Source organism: Thiothrix litoralis (genome assembly GCF_017901135.1).
In the GTDB taxonomy this organism is placed as follows: Bacteria; Pseudomonadota; Gammaproteobacteria; order Thiotrichales; family Thiotrichaceae; genus Thiothrix; species Thiothrix litoralis.
Window position 1 is genome coordinate 1,592,673 of sequence record NZ_CP072801.1, and the last position, 19,306, is coordinate 1,611,978.

Sequence of the window (19,306 nt, forward strand, 5' to 3'; positions counted from 1 at the left end):
CGAACAACGCAAGCCACTATAGCAATCGCTTAACCTTACGCGTCGCCAGCGCCTGCAACGGGTCATCCGGCCACGGATGCTTGGGGTAACGCCCCTTCATATCCTTTTTCACATCATGGTAAGACGTGCGCCAAAATCCCGCCAAATCCTGCGTAATCTGCAACGGCCTGCCCGCTGGGGAAAGCAGGTGCACCAGCAGCGCCACTCTGCCATTGGCAATCGTCGGGGTTTGTTCGCACCCAAACATTTCCTGCAATTTCACCGCGAGTACCGGCGGCGCTTGGCTGTAGTCGATGGCAATGGAACTCCCGGAGGGAACTTCCAGCCGTTTGGGGGCAAGCTGTTCAAGGCGCTGTTGCCTGTCCCACGGCAACAAGGTGCTGAGAATCGCGCTTAAATCCAGCTTTCTGAAATCACCCAGCACATTGACCGTATCCAAATACGGAGCAAGCCAGTTTTCCAGTGTTGCCAACAGGTTAGTGCGGCTCACATCAGGCCAATGCTGCTCAGGCTCGACGCGGTGCAACAAATTGACCCTTGCGCACCATTGTTCGTGTTCCGCCTGCCACGGCAACACATCCAACCCTTGCTTGCGGATGAATCCGATCAGGGCGGTGCTTTTCGCCTCGGCTGGCACGGCTTGCAGGGCTTTACGTTGCAAGACCAGTGCGCCAATTTTGTGCTGTGCTTCGGCGATGAAGCGCCCGGCTTTGGTATCCCATTCCACCACGGTTTGTGTGCGTACCTGATCTGCCAAAGCGCTGGCAAACAGCTTGTCATCCAGTGCGGCAGCGGCACGGATCGTGTCGCTTTTCGCACCGCCCGTGCTGCTGACTTCGGCAATCGCCAGCCACGCCTGATTGCCAAGCGCGTGTTTGCCGGGCAAGTCGGCACTACGTCCATTAGCGAGCTGGTAGCCGCCGGAATGCCGCCGTCTAGCAATACGATCCGGGTAGGCGCAGGCCAGCAAATAGCCGTGAATTTGCGGGGCGAGGAGCAAAAAGCTCACACCGCTTTCTGGCAATGTCTGGGCGCGAACTTGCTCAACAAACTGATTTGCCAGTTGGCGGGTACGTTGCAGCCAGCCTTGCTGTGGGTACGGGCACTTGGCTGTGCCTGCCAGTATTTCCAGCGGCTGGCTAATGTCGGGATTGTCTTGGCTGAACGGGTTACGTTCGGAAAGCAGGCTGGCAAGGTTGGCGGCGGCGCTCAAGTGTCCGGCTTGTGCGCCACAAATCAGCAGGTGGGCAAGGCGAGGATGCACCGGCAGATTGCACATCACTTGCCCGTGTGCAGTCAGTACCGTGGCTTTGCCCTTGCGTTGAATCGCACCCAGTGTTTCCAGCAAATCCAGCGCCTGTTGCCAAAGGCCAGCAGGCGGCACATCCAACCAGCGTAATTCCGCTGGGTCATCAACACCCCATTGCAGCAATTGCAAGGCCAGTGGGGCGAGATCGGCACGCAAAATTTCCGGGGTATTGTGCGCTGCCAGTTGTTCTTGCTGATTTTCCGTCCAAAGTCGATAGCACACACCGGGGGCAAGTCGGCCTGCCCGCCCGGCTCGTTGGGTGCTGGAGGCGCGGGAAATACGCGTGGTATGCAAACCCGTCATGCCGGTGCCGGGGTCAAAACGGGCTTCGCGCACCAGCCCAGAATCCACGACCACATCCACACCTTCGATGGTCAGGCTGGTTTCGGCGATATTGGTTGCCAGCACGATTTTGCGTTCGTCGGCGTTGGCAAGGGGCGCGATGGCCTGTTGCTGTTCCTCCAGCGTGAGGTTGCCGTACATCGGGCGCAAATGCACGCCACGCATCCGGCGTCCCACCAGCCATTCGCCGAGTGCTTCGGTGGTGCGGTGAATTTCCCCCTGTCCGGGCAGAAAGGCGAGGATGCTGCTGGCGGGGTTGTCGCTCAAGGCTTGCCGCAGGGTGACAAGCATACGTTCGACAATGCGTTCGCCGGGTTTGGCGGCTTGCCCATAGCGAATGTCTACCGGGTAAGTACGGCCTTCACTGCGCACCACCGGCGCGTCATCCAGCAGACTGGCGATGGCAACGCTATCCAGCGTGGCGGACATCACCAACAGTTTCAGCGGATGGCTGGCGTCACGGAACAGTTCACGCCCTTTCAAACACAGGCTGAGGGCGAGGTCAGAATCCAGATTGCGTTCGTGGAATTCGTCGAAAATCACCAAGCCAACGCCGTCCAGCGACGGGTCTTGCTGCACAAAACGGGTGAGGACGCCTTCGGTAATGACTTCAATGCGGGTCTGGCGGCTGGTTTTGTTGTCGAGCCGCATTCGGTAGCCCACGGTTTGGCCTGCACTTTCGTTCAGTAGGCTGGCCATGCGGTGCGCGGCATTTTTAGCGGCAATGCGGCGCGGTTCGAGCATGAGAATTTTTTTACCGGCAAGCCACGGCTCATTGAGCAATGCGAGCGGCACACGGGTGGTTTTGCCTGCGCCGGGTGGCGCTTCCAACACGACTTCGTGGCGTTCACGCAGCGCTTGCTTAAGATCGTCGATAACAGCTTCAATGGGAAGCGCTTGTTCGGTCAATGGCGTTTTCATGCGCGGCATGATAGCCACTTAAAGCCGTTGCTGCCAGCAAATACCCCACCAATCACCCGGCGAATTTCAGGCAGCTACCTGCTGCTGTTCAACCTTTGTTTCTTCACGGATGACCCGGCGTAAGGTTGCCTCCAGATAGCGGCGGAGATTAATCAGCCAGTTAAAACCCTTGTCGTTCAGGCGCGGCTCCTTTGTCCCCACATCACCAGCATCCCAGCGGCAATAATCACACTCATGCCCAGCAACGCCAACCAACTCAGCGACTCATTCCACAACAACCACCCCAGCAGCGCAGCAAACACCACTGACGCATAGGTAAACGCCCCCAACTGCCCCGCAGACGCGTGCCCGTAAGCCGCCGTCAGCAACAATTGCGCCAACGTAGCGAACGCCCCCAACAGCATCAACCAGCCATACGCCGCCGCATCTAACGGCTGCCAGTAAAGCACCGCCGGAATCACCGACAACACACTGGCAAACAGCGCGAAATAAAACACCACCCGCCGCGCCGGTTCCTCGCGGGAACGCATCCGCCGGATACTGACCTTGGTTCCCCCACCCAGCACCGCACCCGCCAACCCTGCCAGCACCGCAAGGTTAAACACGCTTGCCTCCTGCATCGGATTCAGCACCAACATCACACCAACGAAACCGAGCGCGATAGCCGCAACGGTATGCCACGACAGGCGTTCCTGCATCCAAAAAAACGCCACGATGGGTACGAAAAACGGCATGGTCTGTTTCAGCAGCGCCGCCTCCGCCAACGGCAAACGCGCCCAAGCGTAATAGAGGCACGTCATGGCGATCACCCCGGTCAGCGCCCGCATAAAATGCAAATGCAGGCAGGTGGTTTTCAGCGCCTGCACCCCACCGCGATGCCACAACCACGGTAACAACAACACCAACCCAAACAGGTTGCGGAAAAACACCGTCTGTTCGGTAGAAGCCACCCCGTGCAAATGCTTAATCACCATCCCCGAACACACCAGAAAAAATTCCGACGCAAGGATAAGCACAGCACCACGGGCAAGGCCACTGCTAGGCATCCTGGCGTTGGCGGCATTCAGATTCATTATCGCTACCTTTTCAGCAAAACATTGCAATTAAACATTCAGCCCTGATAATGAAGGTATCGACGAAATGGTGCAAAGCACAATTACCAACTATTCATCGAGAAGCACACCACTCACCCCACCACTGGAGATTACACCGTGCAAGCATTTACCAATCATGGCCAAAACGTCATCAATGACTTGGCTCAACGTTATGGCCTTTCCAAGGACGCTGTTACCAACATGCTCTACGCCGTTATGAACGGCAACGGCACGATGGCGCAATTTAATATCCCCGAACTGGGCGGCGGCGGCCAGTGGATGCAGGGCGGCATGACCATGGTCGGTGACATGTTTAATTACGGCTTGAAAACAACCGTGAACAACCTGTGCGCAGAGCTTTCCAACCTGCTTTCCAGCCAGAACCCGGCTATGTTCCAACCGCCCGTCAGCAGCCAGTCGCAATATCAGGGCAATGGTCAGCAGCAAAACAGCAACAACGGGCAGAATAGCCTGTTTGTTGCCAACCCGTCAGGCTACGGCAACTGGTGGCAGGCAGATCTCGGTCAGGCTTCTTCCTCCGGCGCACAAAACAACATCCGCTACGCCTACTTCCCGTCTACCCAGCGGCTGGCGTTGGAAATCAACGGTCATGTCACCATCTATGACACGCTGGATAACCAGATTGGCGGTGTTTCCCAGCAACAAAGCGGTAGCGCATCGCTTACCTTCACTAGCCAGTACGGGTTAGTGCAAGTCGAAAACCTGCCGATTATTTCCATTGATGGCGTCGCCCAACAGCCGAAAAATCAGGCTCCGGTGCAGAACAACCCATTTACCCCGCCCCCGGTTTCCACACCTGCGCCAGCGCAAAACTTAAACAATACCAATGTCTCAGAAAGCGATATTTTCGCCCTGATTGAAAAGCTGGCTGACCTGAAACAGAAGGGTATTCTCAGCGACGAAGAATTCGCGACGAAAAAGGCCGAGTTGTTGCAACGGCTGTAACTTGCAGGCAGGGCAGACCTCTGTGTCTGTCCAGCAACCGGTTACAAAATCGCGGTGGCCTTGATTTGCGCAAACACCTGCATTCCCTTATACAAACCCAGCACGGCGGCAGATTTGTGGGTGATACCCGCCAGCAAGGCTGTCCCCCCCACGTTCAGCCGTAGCATGGTTCTCCCCTGCTGGTCATTCGCTAGCCCAGTAATCGTCGCGGGTAACACATTGAGAATGCTGGAATCCTGCACCGGATGCAGCGCAATCGCCACATCGCTGGCATAAACCCGCAGCCGCAACGGCTCCCCAACAGCAAACGCCTGCCCGGTCGGCAAGCTGATCTCACCACCGGGAAAGGCCATACGGGTGAGGTGAAATTCCGCCTCATACGCACTCACGGTTCCGACCAGAATGGTGGACGCCTGCTGGCCTTGCGCCAGGGGTGAATCCAGCGCGGTCATGGTTTCCTCCAGCGTGCCGGAACGCAGCACCTTGCCTTTTTCCAGCACCACCAGATAATCCGCCAGCCGGGTCACTTCCTGCGGGGAATGGGTGACGTAAAGGATGGGAATATCAAGCTCATTATTGAGACGGGTCAGAAACGGCAGAATTTCCTGCTTGCGTTGTAAATCGAGTGCCGCCAGTGGTTCATCCATCAGCAGCACTTGTGGGCAAACCGCCAAGGCACGAGCAATGGCAACCCGCTGGCGTTCGCCACCGGAGAGGCGTTCCGGTAGCCGCTCCAGTAAGTGGCTGATACCGAGTAATTCCACCGCCTGTTCCAGACCGTCGGGCTGGCGGATGAAAAAGGCGCGTTTACGCCCGTATTCCAGATTTTTGCGCACATTCAGATGCGGGAACAGGTTGGCTTCCTGAAACACATAGCCCAGTGGGCGTTTCCACGTCGGTAAGAATACAGCCTGCTTGCTGTCCTGCCAGAGCTTGCCGCGTACTCGCAGGAAACCTTCGCGAGGCCGTTCCAAGCCAGCAATGCAACGCAACAACGTGGTCTTGCCGGAACCGGAATGCCCGAACAGCGCGGTCACACCCTTGCCCGGCAGTTGCAAATCCGTTTCCAGAGTAAACCCGCTCAGCGGCAGGTGGAAACGGATGTCGATGGCACTTGTACTACTCATGGTTTTGCGGCTCCCGGCTGACGGTTGAGGGAGTACATCAGCAGCAGTACCACAAAGGAAAACACCACCATGCCGCCCGCCAGCCAGTGCGCTTCGGCGTATTCCATCGCTTCGACGTGATCGTAAATCTGTACCGACACCACGCGGGTTTTGTCGGGAATATTGCCGCCGATCATCAGCACTACGCCAAATTCCCCCACCGTATGCGCAAAGCCGAGGATTCCAGCGGTGAAAAAACCGGGGCGTGCCAGTGGTATCGCCACGCTGAAAAAGGCATCCAGCGGTTTCGCCCGCAAGGTACTGGCGGCTTCCAGCAAACGCATGTCGATGGCTTCAAACGCATTCTGGATCGGCTGCACCACAAAGGGCAGCGAATAGAATACCGACGCCACCACCAACCCGGCGAAGGTGAACGGCAGCGTGCCGATGCCAAGCGCTTGCGTCAGTTGACCGACCATGCCCTGCGGCCCCATCAGCACCAACAGGTAAAAGCCGATCACGCTGGGCGGCAGCACAATCGGCAAAGCCACCAGTGTGCTTAGCGGCGTTTTCCACCAGCGACGGGTATGCGCCAAATGCCACGCCAGCGGTGTGCCGATCAGCAGCAGGATCGCAGTCGTGACGGTGGCCAGTTGCAAGGTCAGCCAAATCGCCGACCAGTCACTCGCGGTCAACATGATTTAAGGAATCCCGTAACCGTAAGCGCTGATAATCGCCTTGGCCTCGTCACCTTTCAGGTAGTCCAGCAAAGCTTTGGCGGCAGCATTATCCTTGCCCTTGTCGAGCAAAACTGCGTCTTGGGTAATCGGTGCGTACAGATCATCTGGCACATTCCAAGCGGAACCCGCCTTGAGCTTGCCATCCTTTTGTACCTGCGCTAAAGCCACTAAACCGAGTTCGGCATTGCCGGTGGAAACGAAATCGAAGGTCTGGCTAATATTTTCGCCCTGCACCAATTTGGGAGTAAGCGCGGTGCTCAGGCCGAGTTTTGTCAGCACTTCCAGCCCCGCCGTGCCGTAAGGGGCTGTTTTGGGGTTGGCAACCGCCAGATGCTGGAAACTATCCTGTTTCAGCACTTCACCCTGCGCATCCACATAATCGGCTTTGCTGCTCCACAGTACCAGTTTACCCAGCGCGTAGGTAAACTGGCTACCAACGATGCCTTGTTTGCCTTCGACCAGTTTGTGCGGGGTTTTGCTGTCGGCGGAAATAAAAACCTCAAAGGGTGCGCCGTTAACGATTTGTGCATACAACTTGCCGGTGGCTCCCGCAGAGATTTTAACGTCGTGACCTGTCGCCTTTTTGAAACTGGCGGCAATATCCTCCAACGGTTTGGAAAAATTAGAAGCCACCGCAACCTGCACCTCGCCAGCCCAAACATTGGTTATGCTGATAGAAAGCACCGTAAGCAAACAACAAGACCATAATTTCATACACTGTTTCCCAATCAAGATTACTAAGACAGATACTAACAGGCAATATGGCATAAATATTGCTATCTCGTTACCTTCCATAAGACATAGAACAAGGCAGGTCATCCATGAGTGTCGTAGACGAAAAATCAATCTTTACCGCCATGCAACAAGATGGGCCGTTTGCCGTTGAGGATCAGCTATCCTTCGGTCACCCATTTTCTCAGCAAACCCGGCGATGGGTGCATTCCTTCCGCGAAGATCGGCAGATGGCGACCAAGTACCGTGCGGTGCGTGACCAGATCTTCGACCTGTTGCAGATCGAATGCTTCGACGAGATTCCTGCCCTGCTCCAGAACCCGGCATTACGCGCCCAACGCAGCACCCGCGCGTACCTATTACTGGGCAACCTGTTCGGCATTAGCGGTGAACTGTCGGAAATCCGCAGTAAAATTCACGAATACATGAATACCGCCGATGCTGTGATCGACTACCTCAAAGGCAAGGTGCTGGCGGCATACAGTTCCCACATCGAGATCAGCAATGAAATCGAAACCTCGCAAAACCCGGTCGACCTGTTGCTGATCCTGTTTGATGACCGCTACCACAAGAAAATCCGCTTCGAGGCCAAGCGCAAACTGGTGCTGATGGGGCTGGCTGGCTCTATCGACCAGCGCGAACGGGAAACCGAGATCGAGCACAAGTTTTCCGCTTTCCTGAATTTCCTCAATCAGTACGTCTGGAGCCCGCAACTCAAAATCGGCGAGCTGGAAACCGCCTACCTGTCCAGCCACCACGATGCCATTGACTTCAGTTGCACTCAGGTTGAGGTTATCGACGCAGAAGCCGCGCAACATCTGCACGCATTTGCTGAAAACGAAAAACTGACCCTGATCAAGCGCCGTCTGTTCCACCACAATGGTCAGGAAATTCCGGTGTATGTGACAGTACGCAAAAAGAATTCAGCCGCCAAAGTGCTGAAATTATTGCGCAAGAACGAGAAAAACCCCGCTGTTGCCGTCGACGACGAGTTGGGGCTGATGGCGGTGCTGGATAACGTCAGTCATGTGAAACGCTTCGTGCGGCATTTGACCCGTGCAGCGGTCAGCGCCGATTCCTTCATGATTCTGGAAGACATTTCCGACACCATGGCAGGCAACCAGTACAACTCGCACTCCGTCGGTAGCAGTAGCAGCACCCGGATGTTGAAATTCTTTGCGCGGATGGGCGGGATGCGGGTGGAATTCATCATCCACACCAACCAGAGTTACCTCAACTACCGATACCAGCGCGGCACTTCGCACGATGAATACGAGGTGCGGCGGCTGTTTGATTCCGGCGTGACCGAATTCCTGTTCCCTTACGAGATTTACCGGCTGGATATGACGCAAGTGCGCGAAAAGCAGTTGCAACGTTTCAGAAAAATCATTGAGCAACAGAGCTGAAAGCAACCAGCACACGCATCAGGCGTGCAGCGACGCCATGTCGATCACAAAGCGGTATTTCACATCGCTCTTCAACATGCGCTCGTAGGCGGCATTGATCTCCTGAATCTTGATGACTTCGATGTCGGAAGTAATGCCGTGTTCACCGCAAAAATCCAGCATTTCCTGGGTTTCGGCAATGCCACCGATGAGGGAACCGGCCACTGACTTGCGCCCCAACACCAGCGGTGCGGAATTCAGGAAGGGTTCCAATGGCCCCAGATAACCAACCAGCACCAGTGTGCCGCTGATGTTCAGGGTCGGCATATAGGGGTTGATGTCATGCACGTAAGGCACAGTGTCGATGATCAGGTCGAAGCGACTTTTGACCGCTGCCATCTGGGCTTCATCGGTGGAGATCACGATATTGTCTGCCCCCAGACGGCGGGCATCCTGCTCCTTGCCCGGCGAACGGGTAAACAGGGTGACTTCAGCGCCGAGTGCCTTGGCGAGTTTCAGTGCCATGTGACCGAGGCCACCCAGACCGACAACCGCGACTTTACTGCCGTTGCCGACTTTCCAGTGGCGCAGCGGCGAGTAAGTGGTGATACCGGCACACAGTAACGGCGCAGCACCTGCCAGATCCAAACCATCCGGCACTTTCAGCACAAACTTGTCAGAAACGACGATCTTTTCGGAATACCCGCCGTAAGTGACCGTGTGGTCGTGCCGGTCAGTGCCGTTGTAGGTCATGGTCGGAAATTCCTCACAATACTGTTCCAGCCCATGATCGCAAGGCTCGCAATGTTGGCAGGAATCGACCATGCAGCCGACCCCGACCTGATCGCCTGCTTTAAAGCGGGTAACAGCGGCACCGACACTGATGACGCGACCAATGATTTCGTGACCGGGCACGACGGGGTAAACGCTGTTAGCCCAATCATTGCGGGCTTGATGCAAGTCAGAGTGGCATACCCCGCAAAACAGGATGTCGATGACCACATCGTCAGCACGTGGCTCGCGTCGCTCAAAACGATAGGGAGCCAGGCTGTCCTGCGCGGACTGTACGGCGTAACCAAGAATAGGGGTGCTCATCAATTAACTCCAAGGTAGCGAAAGTGGGGATTCATGCGGGGAGAATCGTACTTGTTTTGCGGGCAATAACAGAAACCTTACACAGGCTTGGGGCTGAAATGCTATTGCTGCCCTTACCAGTATTCCTGCAAATTGCCGATGTTCCGCATAAACTATCGACATTAGCGTAAAGAAAGGATTAAAGATATGGCGTTTCAGGACTCGGCATTACGCAAGGCGTTTCCGAATGGTTTACAAGGCGAGCTTGTCCGTGGTGCAAATGGTACGAGCGTAGTAGCGGTGCAATATGCCTTGGGGCGCTTGGGTCATTTGCACGATCTGTGCGATGGCAAGTTTGGCAACAATACCGAAAATGCCGTCAAAGCGTTTCAAACGGCTGTCGGCATAGCGGAGACCGGCAAAGTGACGGCTATCCTGCTGACGCTGCTGGATATTGCGGTCGGCAGAGTGGATTTGCGCACCCCTGCCATGCAAGCTGCTGACCCGCTGGCTTACCTGTCTGATTTTCGCGGCTTACGGATGCCGGAAATCCGTATCGTTGGTACACGCGAAATCTACAACTGGGCAAGCCCTGAAATCCAGGTGGCTTACGGCAACTGGATCGGTGCTTACTGGGAAGTGCTCAAGCAGAACCGCGTCGAAGCCGATTGCAAGGGCATGGCCTTGTTCCTGATGGATCAATTCCGTAAACAGATCAAGCAAGACCGTTTCATTACCCTGACGCATCCTGTGCTGCGTGGTGCGCCGGAAAAGCGCTGGATTGTGGCAACTCGCGACAAAACACGCGGTTTTTTCAGCCGTTCCCACAGTGGAGTTCCCGCCAATCGCGCGGGCTATGAAGCGGTGAAAGCGGTGGAAAAGCTCGATCCACAACAGTCCATGCTGTATGGCGTCGCGGTGCATTACCCCGAAATCAGCGCCCATCAGGTGGCACGAGCCTGTGCGCGGGTATGGGACTGGAACCCCGCCTCCAATAATAGCGGTGACACCAGCAGGCCGGAAGTGCCCGTCAACCAGTTGCAACCCGGCAACCTGATCTTCATTGATCACACTGGCAACGGCAGCTTTGACCATACCGTCAATATCATCAAGGTCGAACGCGATAGCGCCAACCGTACCCGCAAGCTCGTGATGGCGGTGGGTTCGTTTGATGATGTACGCGACAACATCTCCGACACTGAGCCGACCAGCCTTGGGTTGATCAATACCTATGCGGAAGAAGTCACGGTAGAGCTGGATGCCAATGGGCGCATCAGCAACTCGGTGGTGAGCTGGTCATCCGAACCGGATTACATCGTCAAAACCCGTTACAGCGCCCGCACGACGCTGATGGAGCAAAAGGCGGGTGGCAAGCTGTTTGTGGGGCACTGGGCTTAGGCCGCCCCCCCTAGCTTCAGTGCATGGTCGATTTTCTCCGCCAGTACGTCAATGTTGAACGGCTTGGTCATGTAGTCATCCATCCCCACCGCTTTGCAGCGAGCTTGGGTTGCATCTTGTGCATCTGCCGTCAGGGCAATGATCGGGGTTCGGGCAAGCTCTTGCAATTGTTCGTACTGGCGAATCGCGCTGGTTGCCTCGAAACCATCCATTTCGGGCATGTGGCAATCCATCAGAATCAGGTGATAGGAGGCACGCTCATAGGCAGCCTTGGCTTGAACGCCGTTGTCTACGGTGTCGACCTCGAACCCTAGCGTTTCAAGATGGTCGCGGGCAATAAGCTGGTTGATTTCGTTATCCTCCGCCAGCAGGATGCGGCCCGTAAAATGCCTAGCTGGCTTGATGACGTTCTGCTGCTGATTGTCGATAACGGGTGTATCGTCTTGCCCTTGTAGAGCAAAGGGCAGGATGCAATGGAAAACAGACCCCACCCCTTTGGTGCTTTCGACATGGATGGTTCCGCCCATCGCCTTCACCAAGCCGCGCGTAATCGACAGCCCCAGCCCACTGCCACCAAAACGCCGCGTAATCGAGCCGTCTTCCTGAGTGAATTCGTTGAAAATGTTCTCCAGCGCCGTGGCATGAATGCCAATGCCCGAGTCGCGCACCGTGAAATGGATGTCGCAACGATTGCCCGTCTGCTGGCTCTCTTCAAGCAGCAGTTCAACCTGCCCGTGTTCGGTAAATTTGATCGCATTGCCCAACAGGTTGAGCAGAATCTGGCGTAGACGGAAGGCATCGCCGTGGAGTGTAGTCGGCAACCCGGACGGCGGATCAAACACCCGTTTCAGCCCCTTGTCACTCAGCAGCGGTTCGACGGTGCTCAACGTATCCTCACATACCCCGATCAGATCGAAATCCTCGTTCTGAAGTACGATATGACCGCTCTCGATCCTGGAAAAATCCAGAATGTCTTCGATCAGGCGTAACAGGTGCGTGGCTGAATCATGGGCAATCTGTACATAGTGATAGTGCTTCGCTTCCAGCTTATCAGCCAGCAGCAACTGGGTTGCCCCGAGTACGCCATTCATCGGCGTGCGTATTTCGTGACTCATATTGGCTAAAAATTCGCTTTTCGCCATGCTGCCCGCCTCGGCTGCCTCCTTGGCCTCCAGCAACTCGGAGGTTCGCTGGGCAACCTGATTTTCGAGATCCCGCTGGTGTTCTTCGAGTGCCCACTGGGCATCATGGCGTCTTTGGATTTCCTGTTTCAACTGTTCATTGAGCTGCTCGGCATTTTCCTTCTGTTGGCTTAAATCCTTCGCAAGCGCCTCTTTTTCAAAACGAAACTGTAGCGAGGTCATCAAGGTGTCAAAGAAGTTGCCAGTCGTGCGTATAATGACCACTGCGTAGACAACCGATGCCAGTGCAATCAGGATATAATCAAGCTTCAGCTCCGCAAAAAACAGCACGATGGCCGTCAGTGTTGTAGGCGCAAAGTACAGGAGAAGTATGGAGGGGAAAGACACCAGCACTGGCACTGCCAGAGCGGACAAGCCAAGGGCGATTAACAGGATGATGATATTCAGCCATTCATTGTGCCCGTAAGCGATGAGCACGAACCAGACCCAGAACAGGCCAATTATGCCAGTGAACAGCGCATAACGTTGTGCCCAGCTCCGGGATGTGGCGACTACCGGAGACCGAAAATACCAACGGATCAAGATGATTCGGGCTAACGCCGCACAAACGATTCCGCCAAGCCAGGAGAGGTTCATCTGATTGGATACGTCCCCGTACATGATGCCTGACAGCAGTATGCTGACCAGTATCACGGTGAGGCTTGAAGACTTGCCATTCTTGTAGAGAAGACTAACGCGCTCTGCATAGATTTCCTCTGCTATCATTCTACTGAGCTGTGAACTCATGGGATTACACCTTATTTTTCTTATAGATCAGTCAGCTTGCTGCTTTTGATGCTGACCCATTATGCACAAATATAATATTGTATAATTTTTTATGATAAGTAGTTTGTTTTTTTAGGCAGGCGCAAGGTAGTCATTTGTTCCTTGTGGGTCTTGTTAAATAGATTGGGGTAATTTTTCACTATTTGTGACAAATTTCAATGGAAATAGCACAATAAAAGAACACAATAGCAGAATCTGAACTATGCTTACGAAAGATAAAAACAACAGGGATCGTTAGTTTTTAGTGAGGGAGTCGCCGTGAATAGCACAGCCAATAAGCATAGTAGACACTTTAATCCTCTGTCATCAACACATCGGCACAAAGCCCCCTGCCCCTACTGCGGTGGGTTCGTTTGGGTCAAACGCTCGTGTAACTGGTGGAAAGGTCTGCTACACCCTAACCGCCAACGGTGTTTCTGCCGTCAATGCCGTGGAGAATTTTGGTTGAAAAAGCACATACTGGCTTGTTGACATCCTCCCCGGAATAATAGTCGACACCCCCTCGACAGCAAATCATCGTCACGACTCGTGAAAAAAGTAGGCTGCGACCACGGCTGAAATCCCTGTCTGCTTTGCGGTGGCGGCATATCAAATCCCAAATCCAAAGGGCGTATTATCACTCAAGTAGGGCAGCGGCGGCTTAACTTAATGGCAGTGACCCTAGAAGTAATGGATTCCCTCCCCGATTTCACATACGATTGTGCGCCACAACAATAATATACTCTGCACGCAGTCGATAACCACCAAGGGAGAGTAGAGTCCATGACTATCATCAAACAGAACGACGTTATCGCCAGCGTGGCGGATGCGTTGCAATTCATATCCTATTACCACCCGGCTGACTTCATCGAAGCCATGCACAAGGCGTGGGAACGGGAAGAATCCCCTGCTGCGAAAGATTCCATCGCACAAATCCTCGTCAACTCGCGCATGTGTGCCGAAGGCCACCGCCCGATCTGTCAAGACACCGGCATCGTCACCGTCTTCGTCAAGGTCGGTATGAACGTGCAGTGGGAAGGCGACCTGAGCCTCTCCGACATGATCAACGAAGGCGTGCGTCGTGCTTACATGAACCCGGATAACGTGCTGCGTGCCTCGATCCTCGCTGACCCAGCCGGAGCGCGGAAAAACACCAAAGACAATACCCCAGCGGTAATCCATTACGAGATCGTTCCCGGCGACAAAGTATCGTTTGACGTGGCTGCCAAAGGCGGCGGTTCTGAAAACAAATCCAAAATGGTCATGCTCAACCCCTCCGACAGCATTGTCGACTGGGTGCTGAAAACCGTGCCAACCATGGGTGCAGGCTGGTGTCCACCGGGAATGCTCGGCATCGGCATCGGTGGTACGGCTGAAAAAGCGGCAGTATTGGCTAAAGAAGTGCTGATGGAACCCATCGACATTCAGGATCTCATCGCTCGTGGCCCACAAAACCGTGTCGAAGAGTTACGTCTGGAACTCTACGAAAAGGTCAACCAGCTCGGCATTGGCGCACAAGGTCTGGGCGGCCTCACCACCGTGCTGGATGTCAAAATCAAGGATTACCCCACCCACGCGGCCTCCTTGCCAGTGTGCATGATCCCCAACTGTGCCGCGACCCGCCACACCCATTTCGTACTGGATGGTTCTGGCCCTGCGCTGCAAACCCCACCTGACCTCGCTACCTGGCCGCAAATCTCGCTGGCTGGCGGTGATCAAGCCACCCGCGTCAACCTCGACACCATCACCCCTGAAGACGTGCGCAAGCTGAAGCCCGGCGAAACCGTGCTGCTTTCTGGCAAAATGCTCACCGGGCGCGACGCTGCGCACAAGCGCATGATCGACATGCTCAACAAGGGCGAGCAATTGCCGGTAGACCTGAAAGGCCGCTTCATTTACTACGTTGGCCCCGTCGACCCGGTACGTGAAGAAGTCGTCGGCCCCGCAGGCCCCACTACTTCCACCCGTATGGACAAGTTCACCCGCCAGATTCTGGATCAAACCGGCTTGCTGGGCATGATCGGCAAATCCGAACGCGGTCCGATGGCGATTGAAGCCATTAAGGAATTCGGCGCGGTGTATCTCATGGCGGTCGGCGGCGCGGCCTATCTGGTGTCCAAAGCGATTGTTGGCGCGAAAGTGCTGGCTTTCCCGGAACTGGGCATGGAAGCGATCTACGAGTTCGAGGTCAAGGATATGCCGGTCACGGTCGCGGTCGACAGCAACGGTGAATCGGTGCATAACACCGGCCCCGCGCAATGGAAAAAGATCATCGACGCACGCATTCATACTGCCTAAATCTCAACATACAGAAGGGCGCGACTTTTCGCGCCCTTAATCCCGCACCAAAATAGCCATTTTGCCAATTCTACTGTTTCACTATATCTGCCACTTTAAAAAGGCAATCTGCTGCGTTTGCGTCTATTCTTTAAGGAACAAGAAAAATAAATATCCAGTGTAGCGCTAAGGAGGTACGAGATGAAACTATTGCAGAATGCGAGACTGTTAGTAGTGTTCGGTTTGTCTGGGCTTACCACCACATTACTGATCAATTGCCAGAAATCAGATACGGATCATGCAGATAAACGTCCAGTGACGCAAAGTCCGCCAGTCTGTTCAACCCTCACCCATTCCATCACCCCCAACTGTAAGTTGGAAAGCGCGGCAGATGGTTCAAGCACTCTCCAGTATTCAATGGTTGCCAGCCGCCAGAACATCAAGGTCAAGGTTGAAAATGGAGCCAAGCCCGACATTAACCTGAACGATGCGCTGGTTTACAACGGAACTCTCCTGCCGGAACGTCTGGAGTTAGGCCGTGGTGATGAATTGCGCATTGATTTCAGGAATGAACTGACGATGCCGAGTGACGGTCGTTTCAACAGTATCGGAACCCATGATCATTCCCAACAGTCACCGGAAAAAGATTTGCCGGATATGCAGCCACAGTTTACCAACCTGCATACACACGGTTTGGTGACGCCTTGGGATTTCAAGGACAGCAGTCAGGGACGTGGTGATAATGTGTTGGGCATCCTGTTCAATTCTATAAAGCAAGGCTTGCCGGAAGGCGTGAAGCCAGAGGACATCTGTTCTTCTACTGGCAATGGCGCTGCTTACCGTTATCCCATTGCTGATGACCATGCCATTGGCTTGAACTGGTATCATCCCCATCCTCATGGCACAAGTGGTTTTCAGGTGGAAGGTGGCATGTCAGGGTTGCTGATGGTTGCCGATGCCAAAGCCGAGAAACGCCTGAATCCGATATACGTGCAGTTGAAAGATATGCAGGCCAGCAGGTTGCAGGCGGCAGATACCTACCAGTTTGAAAAGTTTGTTCCGGCGGTGTCGACCATTTGCCACGACAAAGTTAGCGACGAAGAATGGGGGTTCGATGGTGATGCGCCGGGGCGTTGTGATTATCATGCGCAAAACAGTAAGCAGGCATATTCGTGGTTATTTTTTGTGAACGGGCAACTGTTCCCGACAGTCAAAGTACCCAACGCCGCCTACTTGAGAATTTCTAATAGTAGCGCTAATGCTACCTACCGTCTGGTGCTGGAGCCAGAAGCGGTGACAGGCCAACCTGAAGATGGCAAGGGCGTGGATTATTACACTTCGCCCTTCCGGGTGATGGAGAAAGACGGTATGACGACAGTCGACAAGGCTACCACGGTTGCACACCAGTCTTGTACGCTGCCAATGATGACCGCCACACGTGTAGGGGTTGCGCTGGACTTCGCCAAGCCAGGGAGTGCTGGTTTTGTCTGCAAGCTGACTGTCACAAAGTCCAAAGATGGACAGGGCAGGATAACGAAAGACTATAACGTGGAAAAGGTGGCGTTTACTCAAGCTGTTGAAGAGGAGATGGCAAAGAAACCTCAAGCCGCTGCCTACCATTTGATTCAGGAAGGCATTGATACCGGGGAAGATGACTGGCCTTCTGTCAGTCTCGCAACACTTGTTCCAGACGCCAACATGCCCGGCGCTGATTTCGATGGCTATCAGTTGGCTGTCAAGGCAGCGAAACCGTCCGCTACCCATGCGGCACGTACCGATGTGCTGCCACCAGAAAAGTGTGATGTGAGCGCCGTGGATACTGACAACCGTCGTCATGTGGCATTGTTCTACGGTGGCACAAATTTCGATGCTAATGGTGATGCTGCTACGGAGCATTTTGGTCTGGTTGCCTCTGGCGAAGACAATGATGGCGTCAAAGTGACGGCAAAAACCATTGATGATTGGCGTAAGGATTATCAAAGCCAGTTTGCCCACAATGCCTTCGATACTTCTTATCAGGAAGGGAAAAAGGCATTTCAGGAATACGGCGTTCCAACCCTGGAAGAAACCGCTTTGAAAGGCTTGGTTGATCACAAGTTCCGTATTGAGAAAGGTGGGTTTATCAAAACCAATATCTGTACCCAGATCGGTAATCAAGCAGAACATTGGCGCATACATAACCTTTCTGCCCAGATTCACAACTTCCACATTCACCAGATGAAGTTCCATGTCGTCGGGGTGCGGGGTGCTGTCTGTGAGGCAAAAGCAGATGGTCAGAAAGTGCAGCGAACTTCGGACAACAAGCCGCTACATGCCTACGATTTTGTGGATGCTGATGGGTATTTGCCTGAAAATCCAGAGGAGAGCGTGCTGAAAAATGTGTTGGATGACCAGTGTTCCAAATCCTACGCCGATCTGTTTGCGGATCTTCCCGCCAGTTTTACGCAAGTAGAACGGCTAGTGCCAACGGGGACTACTGGTACGGCAGCGGCACCGAGTGCTATCGCGCCACTTGCTGTCAAAAAAGCGGTGGACTACGGTATGCATGACACCTTCCCGGTTCCGCCGATGGGTTATATCGACATTGATGTCTTGCTCAACAAGCCCGAACAGGTTGGCGAATACGTGTTCCACTGCCATATCCTCGAACATGAAGATGCAGGCATGATGGGCAAAGTGGTCGTCATGCCAAAAAGCTGAAGGAGTGGGTAATGGCTCAAGGTGTGTCAATCCATATTGGTCTGAATGCGGTTAATCCCGCTTGTTACGATGGCGTGTGGGACGGGAAACTGGACGGCGCTGAGCAGGATGCTAAAGACATGTATGCCATTGCCCAGCAGCAGGGCTTTCAGTCCGTCAAGTTATTGGCGGAAGTAGCTACCCGCGATGCAGTGATAACCGCAATCGGGGAAGCCAGTGAAGCATTGGTGGCTGGGGATTTCCTGCTAGTCACGTATGGCGGGCATGGTGGAATGCTCCCCGACATCTCTGGGGATGAATGTGATGGTGTCGACGAAACTTGGTGCCTGTATGATGGGCATTTGCTCGACGATGAGTTAGGCGCATGGTGGGGCTATTTTGCTGCCGGGGTGCGTATTCTGGTGGTTTCCGACAGTTGCCATAGCGGGACAGTAACCCGTGGCGCGGCTGGCAAGCCCCGTGCTATGCCCCGTCGAACAGCCTTGGGAACTTGGCAACAGCACCGGGATTTTTATACCTGTCTGATTGCCAATGCACCACAGGACAAGCCCTTGCAGGCCAGCGTGCGCTTGCTTGCCGCCAGTACCGAGGGGGAACTAGCCTATGACGGTGTATATGATGGCCTTCCCAATGGTTTCTTTACCAAATGTCTCAAGCAGGTCTGGGCAAAGGGGGCATTTGTGGGGGATTACGATGCGTTCTTTGCGGCGCTTTATGACGTGATGTACTTATATCAGCCGCCGGAGCATTCCGTTATCGGTGTACGGGATCCCGAATATGACCGGCTCAAACCGTTTCAGATTTAGGTTGGGGGCTAGCAGTTTTTGAGAGCAAGTGACTTCCCCCCGGATTTCTGCTACAACTAGCCCATTTTTCCAATCATTTCCCTTGAGGCAAATCAGTTGAGCAGCGACCGCAGCATCTACCGCATCTCTTTCGTAAATCAGGATAAGATCTACGAAATCTTTGCCCGTCAGGTCTATGAATCAGACCTTTACGGTTTTGTGGTGGTCGAAGAAATCGTCTTTGGTACCCAAAGTGCGCTGGTGATTGACCCCGCTGAAGAGCGCCTCAAGACCGAGTTTGAGGCGGTCAAGCGCAGTTTCATCCCGATTCACTCCGTGATCCGTATCGACGAAGTGGAACACCCCGGCATTAGCAAGATCCATTCGCTGGAAGCCGGGAGTGTAGCAGGTAATGTCAGCCCATTTGCCCGTCCTGCGGGTAAGAAAAAAGACTAAAATTTTGCTTTCCTCAAGTGTTTTCGTACAACTCTGCTATTATATTGCGATGATTTGTCGAGTGTGTGGAACGGC

At 54.3% G+C, this 19,306-nt stretch carries 15 protein-coding genes; 7 read left to right on the plus strand and 8 right to left on the minus strand.

Annotation, left to right across the window (positions count from 1 at the left end; genetic code table 11):
* Positions 1–16: 16 nt before the first annotated feature.
* From hrpB to J9253_RS07800, 3 genes are read right to left on the minus strand one after another with little or no spacing between them, the layout of a single operon-like run.
* The gene (gene hrpB, locus J9253_RS07795; RefSeq protein WP_228291538.1) at positions 17–2,581 is read right to left on the minus strand and encodes an ATP-dependent helicase HrpB; all 2,565 of its coding nucleotides are present in this window, start codon (positions 2,579–2,581) and stop codon (positions 17–19) included.
* A gap of 57 nt (positions 2,582–2,638) precedes the next feature.
* A complete protein-coding gene (locus J9253_RS21120; protein ID WP_266097377.1) occupies positions 2,639–2,773 on the minus strand; it encodes a hypothetical protein in 135 nt (44 codons plus the stop codon).
* Positions 2,749–3,645 carry a DMT family transporter gene (locus J9253_RS07800; protein WP_210224046.1) on the minus strand — a complete coding sequence of 299 codons (897 nt, stop codon included), beginning with the start codon at positions 3,643–3,645 and terminating at the stop codon, positions 2,749–2,751. Before J9253_RS07800 ends, J9253_RS21120 begins: the two co-directional genes overlap by 25 nt.
* Positions 3,646–3,783: 138 nt before the next feature.
* On the opposite strand from J9253_RS07800, the gene J9253_RS07805 reads away from it, so the two are divergent.
* Positions 3,784–4,632: an SHOCT domain-containing protein gene (locus J9253_RS07805; RefSeq protein WP_210224047.1), complete on the plus strand. Its 849-nt coding sequence runs from the start codon at positions 3,784–3,786 to the stop codon at positions 4,630–4,632.
* A 41-nt stretch (positions 4,633–4,673) separates the two neighbouring features.
* Here J9253_RS07805 and modC read toward each other — a convergent pair whose 3' ends face one another.
* From modC to modA, 3 genes are read right to left on the minus strand one after another with little or no spacing between them, the layout of a single operon-like run.
* Entirely contained in the window at positions 4,674–5,759 is a 1,086-nt protein-coding gene (gene modC, locus J9253_RS07810) for a molybdenum ABC transporter ATP-binding protein (RefSeq protein ID WP_210224048.1), read from the minus strand.
* Complete coding sequence (gene modB / locus J9253_RS07815; protein ID WP_210224049.1) at positions 5,756–6,436, minus strand: molybdate ABC transporter permease subunit; 681 nt, start codon at positions 6,434–6,436, stop codon at positions 5,756–5,758. The genes modC and modB overlap by 4 nt, the downstream gene beginning before the upstream one ends.
* A 3-nt stretch (positions 6,437–6,439) precedes the next feature.
* Positions 6,440–7,192 (minus strand): molybdate ABC transporter substrate-binding protein, encoded by a 753-nt coding sequence (gene modA / locus J9253_RS07820; RefSeq protein WP_210224050.1) that lies wholly within the window; start codon positions 7,190–7,192, stop codon positions 6,440–6,442.
* Between the two features lie 107 nt (positions 7,193–7,299).
* Between modA and J9253_RS07825 the strand changes: the two genes are divergently transcribed.
* On the plus strand, positions 7,300–8,616 hold the full coding sequence (locus J9253_RS07825; protein ID WP_210224051.1) for a hypothetical protein: 1,317 nt from the start codon (positions 7,300–7,302) through the stop codon (positions 8,614–8,616).
* A gap of 18 nt (positions 8,617–8,634) precedes the next feature.
* On the opposite strand, the gene J9253_RS07830 is transcribed toward J9253_RS07825, so the two are convergent.
* Positions 8,635–9,690 (minus strand): NAD(P)-dependent alcohol dehydrogenase, encoded by a 1,056-nt coding sequence (locus tag J9253_RS07830; protein ID WP_210224052.1) that lies wholly within the window; start codon positions 9,688–9,690, stop codon positions 8,635–8,637.
* A 186-nt stretch (positions 9,691–9,876) separates the two neighbouring features.
* Between J9253_RS07830 and J9253_RS07835 the strand changes: the two genes are divergently transcribed.
* Positions 9,877–11,067 (plus strand): peptidoglycan-binding domain-containing protein, encoded by a 1,191-nt coding sequence (locus tag J9253_RS07835; RefSeq protein WP_210224053.1) that lies wholly within the window; start codon positions 9,877–9,879, stop codon positions 11,065–11,067.
* On the opposite strand, the gene J9253_RS07840 is transcribed toward J9253_RS07835, so the two are convergent.
* On the minus strand, positions 11,064–12,995 hold the full coding sequence (locus J9253_RS07840; protein WP_210224054.1) for an ATP-binding protein: 1,932 nt from the start codon (positions 12,993–12,995) through the stop codon (positions 11,064–11,066). The genes J9253_RS07835 and J9253_RS07840 overlap by 4 nt on opposite strands.
* 801 nt (positions 12,996–13,796) lie before the next feature.
* On the opposite strand from J9253_RS07840, the gene J9253_RS07845 reads away from it, so the two are divergent.
* From J9253_RS07845 to J9253_RS07860, 4 genes are all read left to right on the plus strand, one after another.
* Complete coding sequence (locus J9253_RS07845; RefSeq protein ID WP_210224055.1) at positions 13,797–15,311, plus strand: fumarate hydratase; 1,515 nt, start codon at positions 13,797–13,799, stop codon at positions 15,309–15,311.
* Between the two features lie 180 nt (positions 15,312–15,491).
* Complete coding sequence (locus J9253_RS07850) at positions 15,492–17,990, plus strand: multicopper oxidase domain-containing protein (RefSeq protein WP_210224056.1); 2,499 nt, start codon at positions 15,492–15,494, stop codon at positions 17,988–17,990.
* A gap of 11 nt (positions 17,991–18,001) precedes the next feature.
* Entirely contained in the window at positions 18,002–18,796 is a 795-nt protein-coding gene (locus J9253_RS07855) for a caspase family protein (protein ID WP_210224057.1), read from the plus strand.
* Between the two features lie 96 nt (positions 18,797–18,892).
* Positions 18,893–19,231 (plus strand): DUF1820 family protein, encoded by a 339-nt coding sequence (locus J9253_RS07860; protein ID WP_210224058.1) that lies wholly within the window; start codon positions 18,893–18,895, stop codon positions 19,229–19,231.
* Positions 19,232–19,306 lie beyond the last annotated feature (75 nt).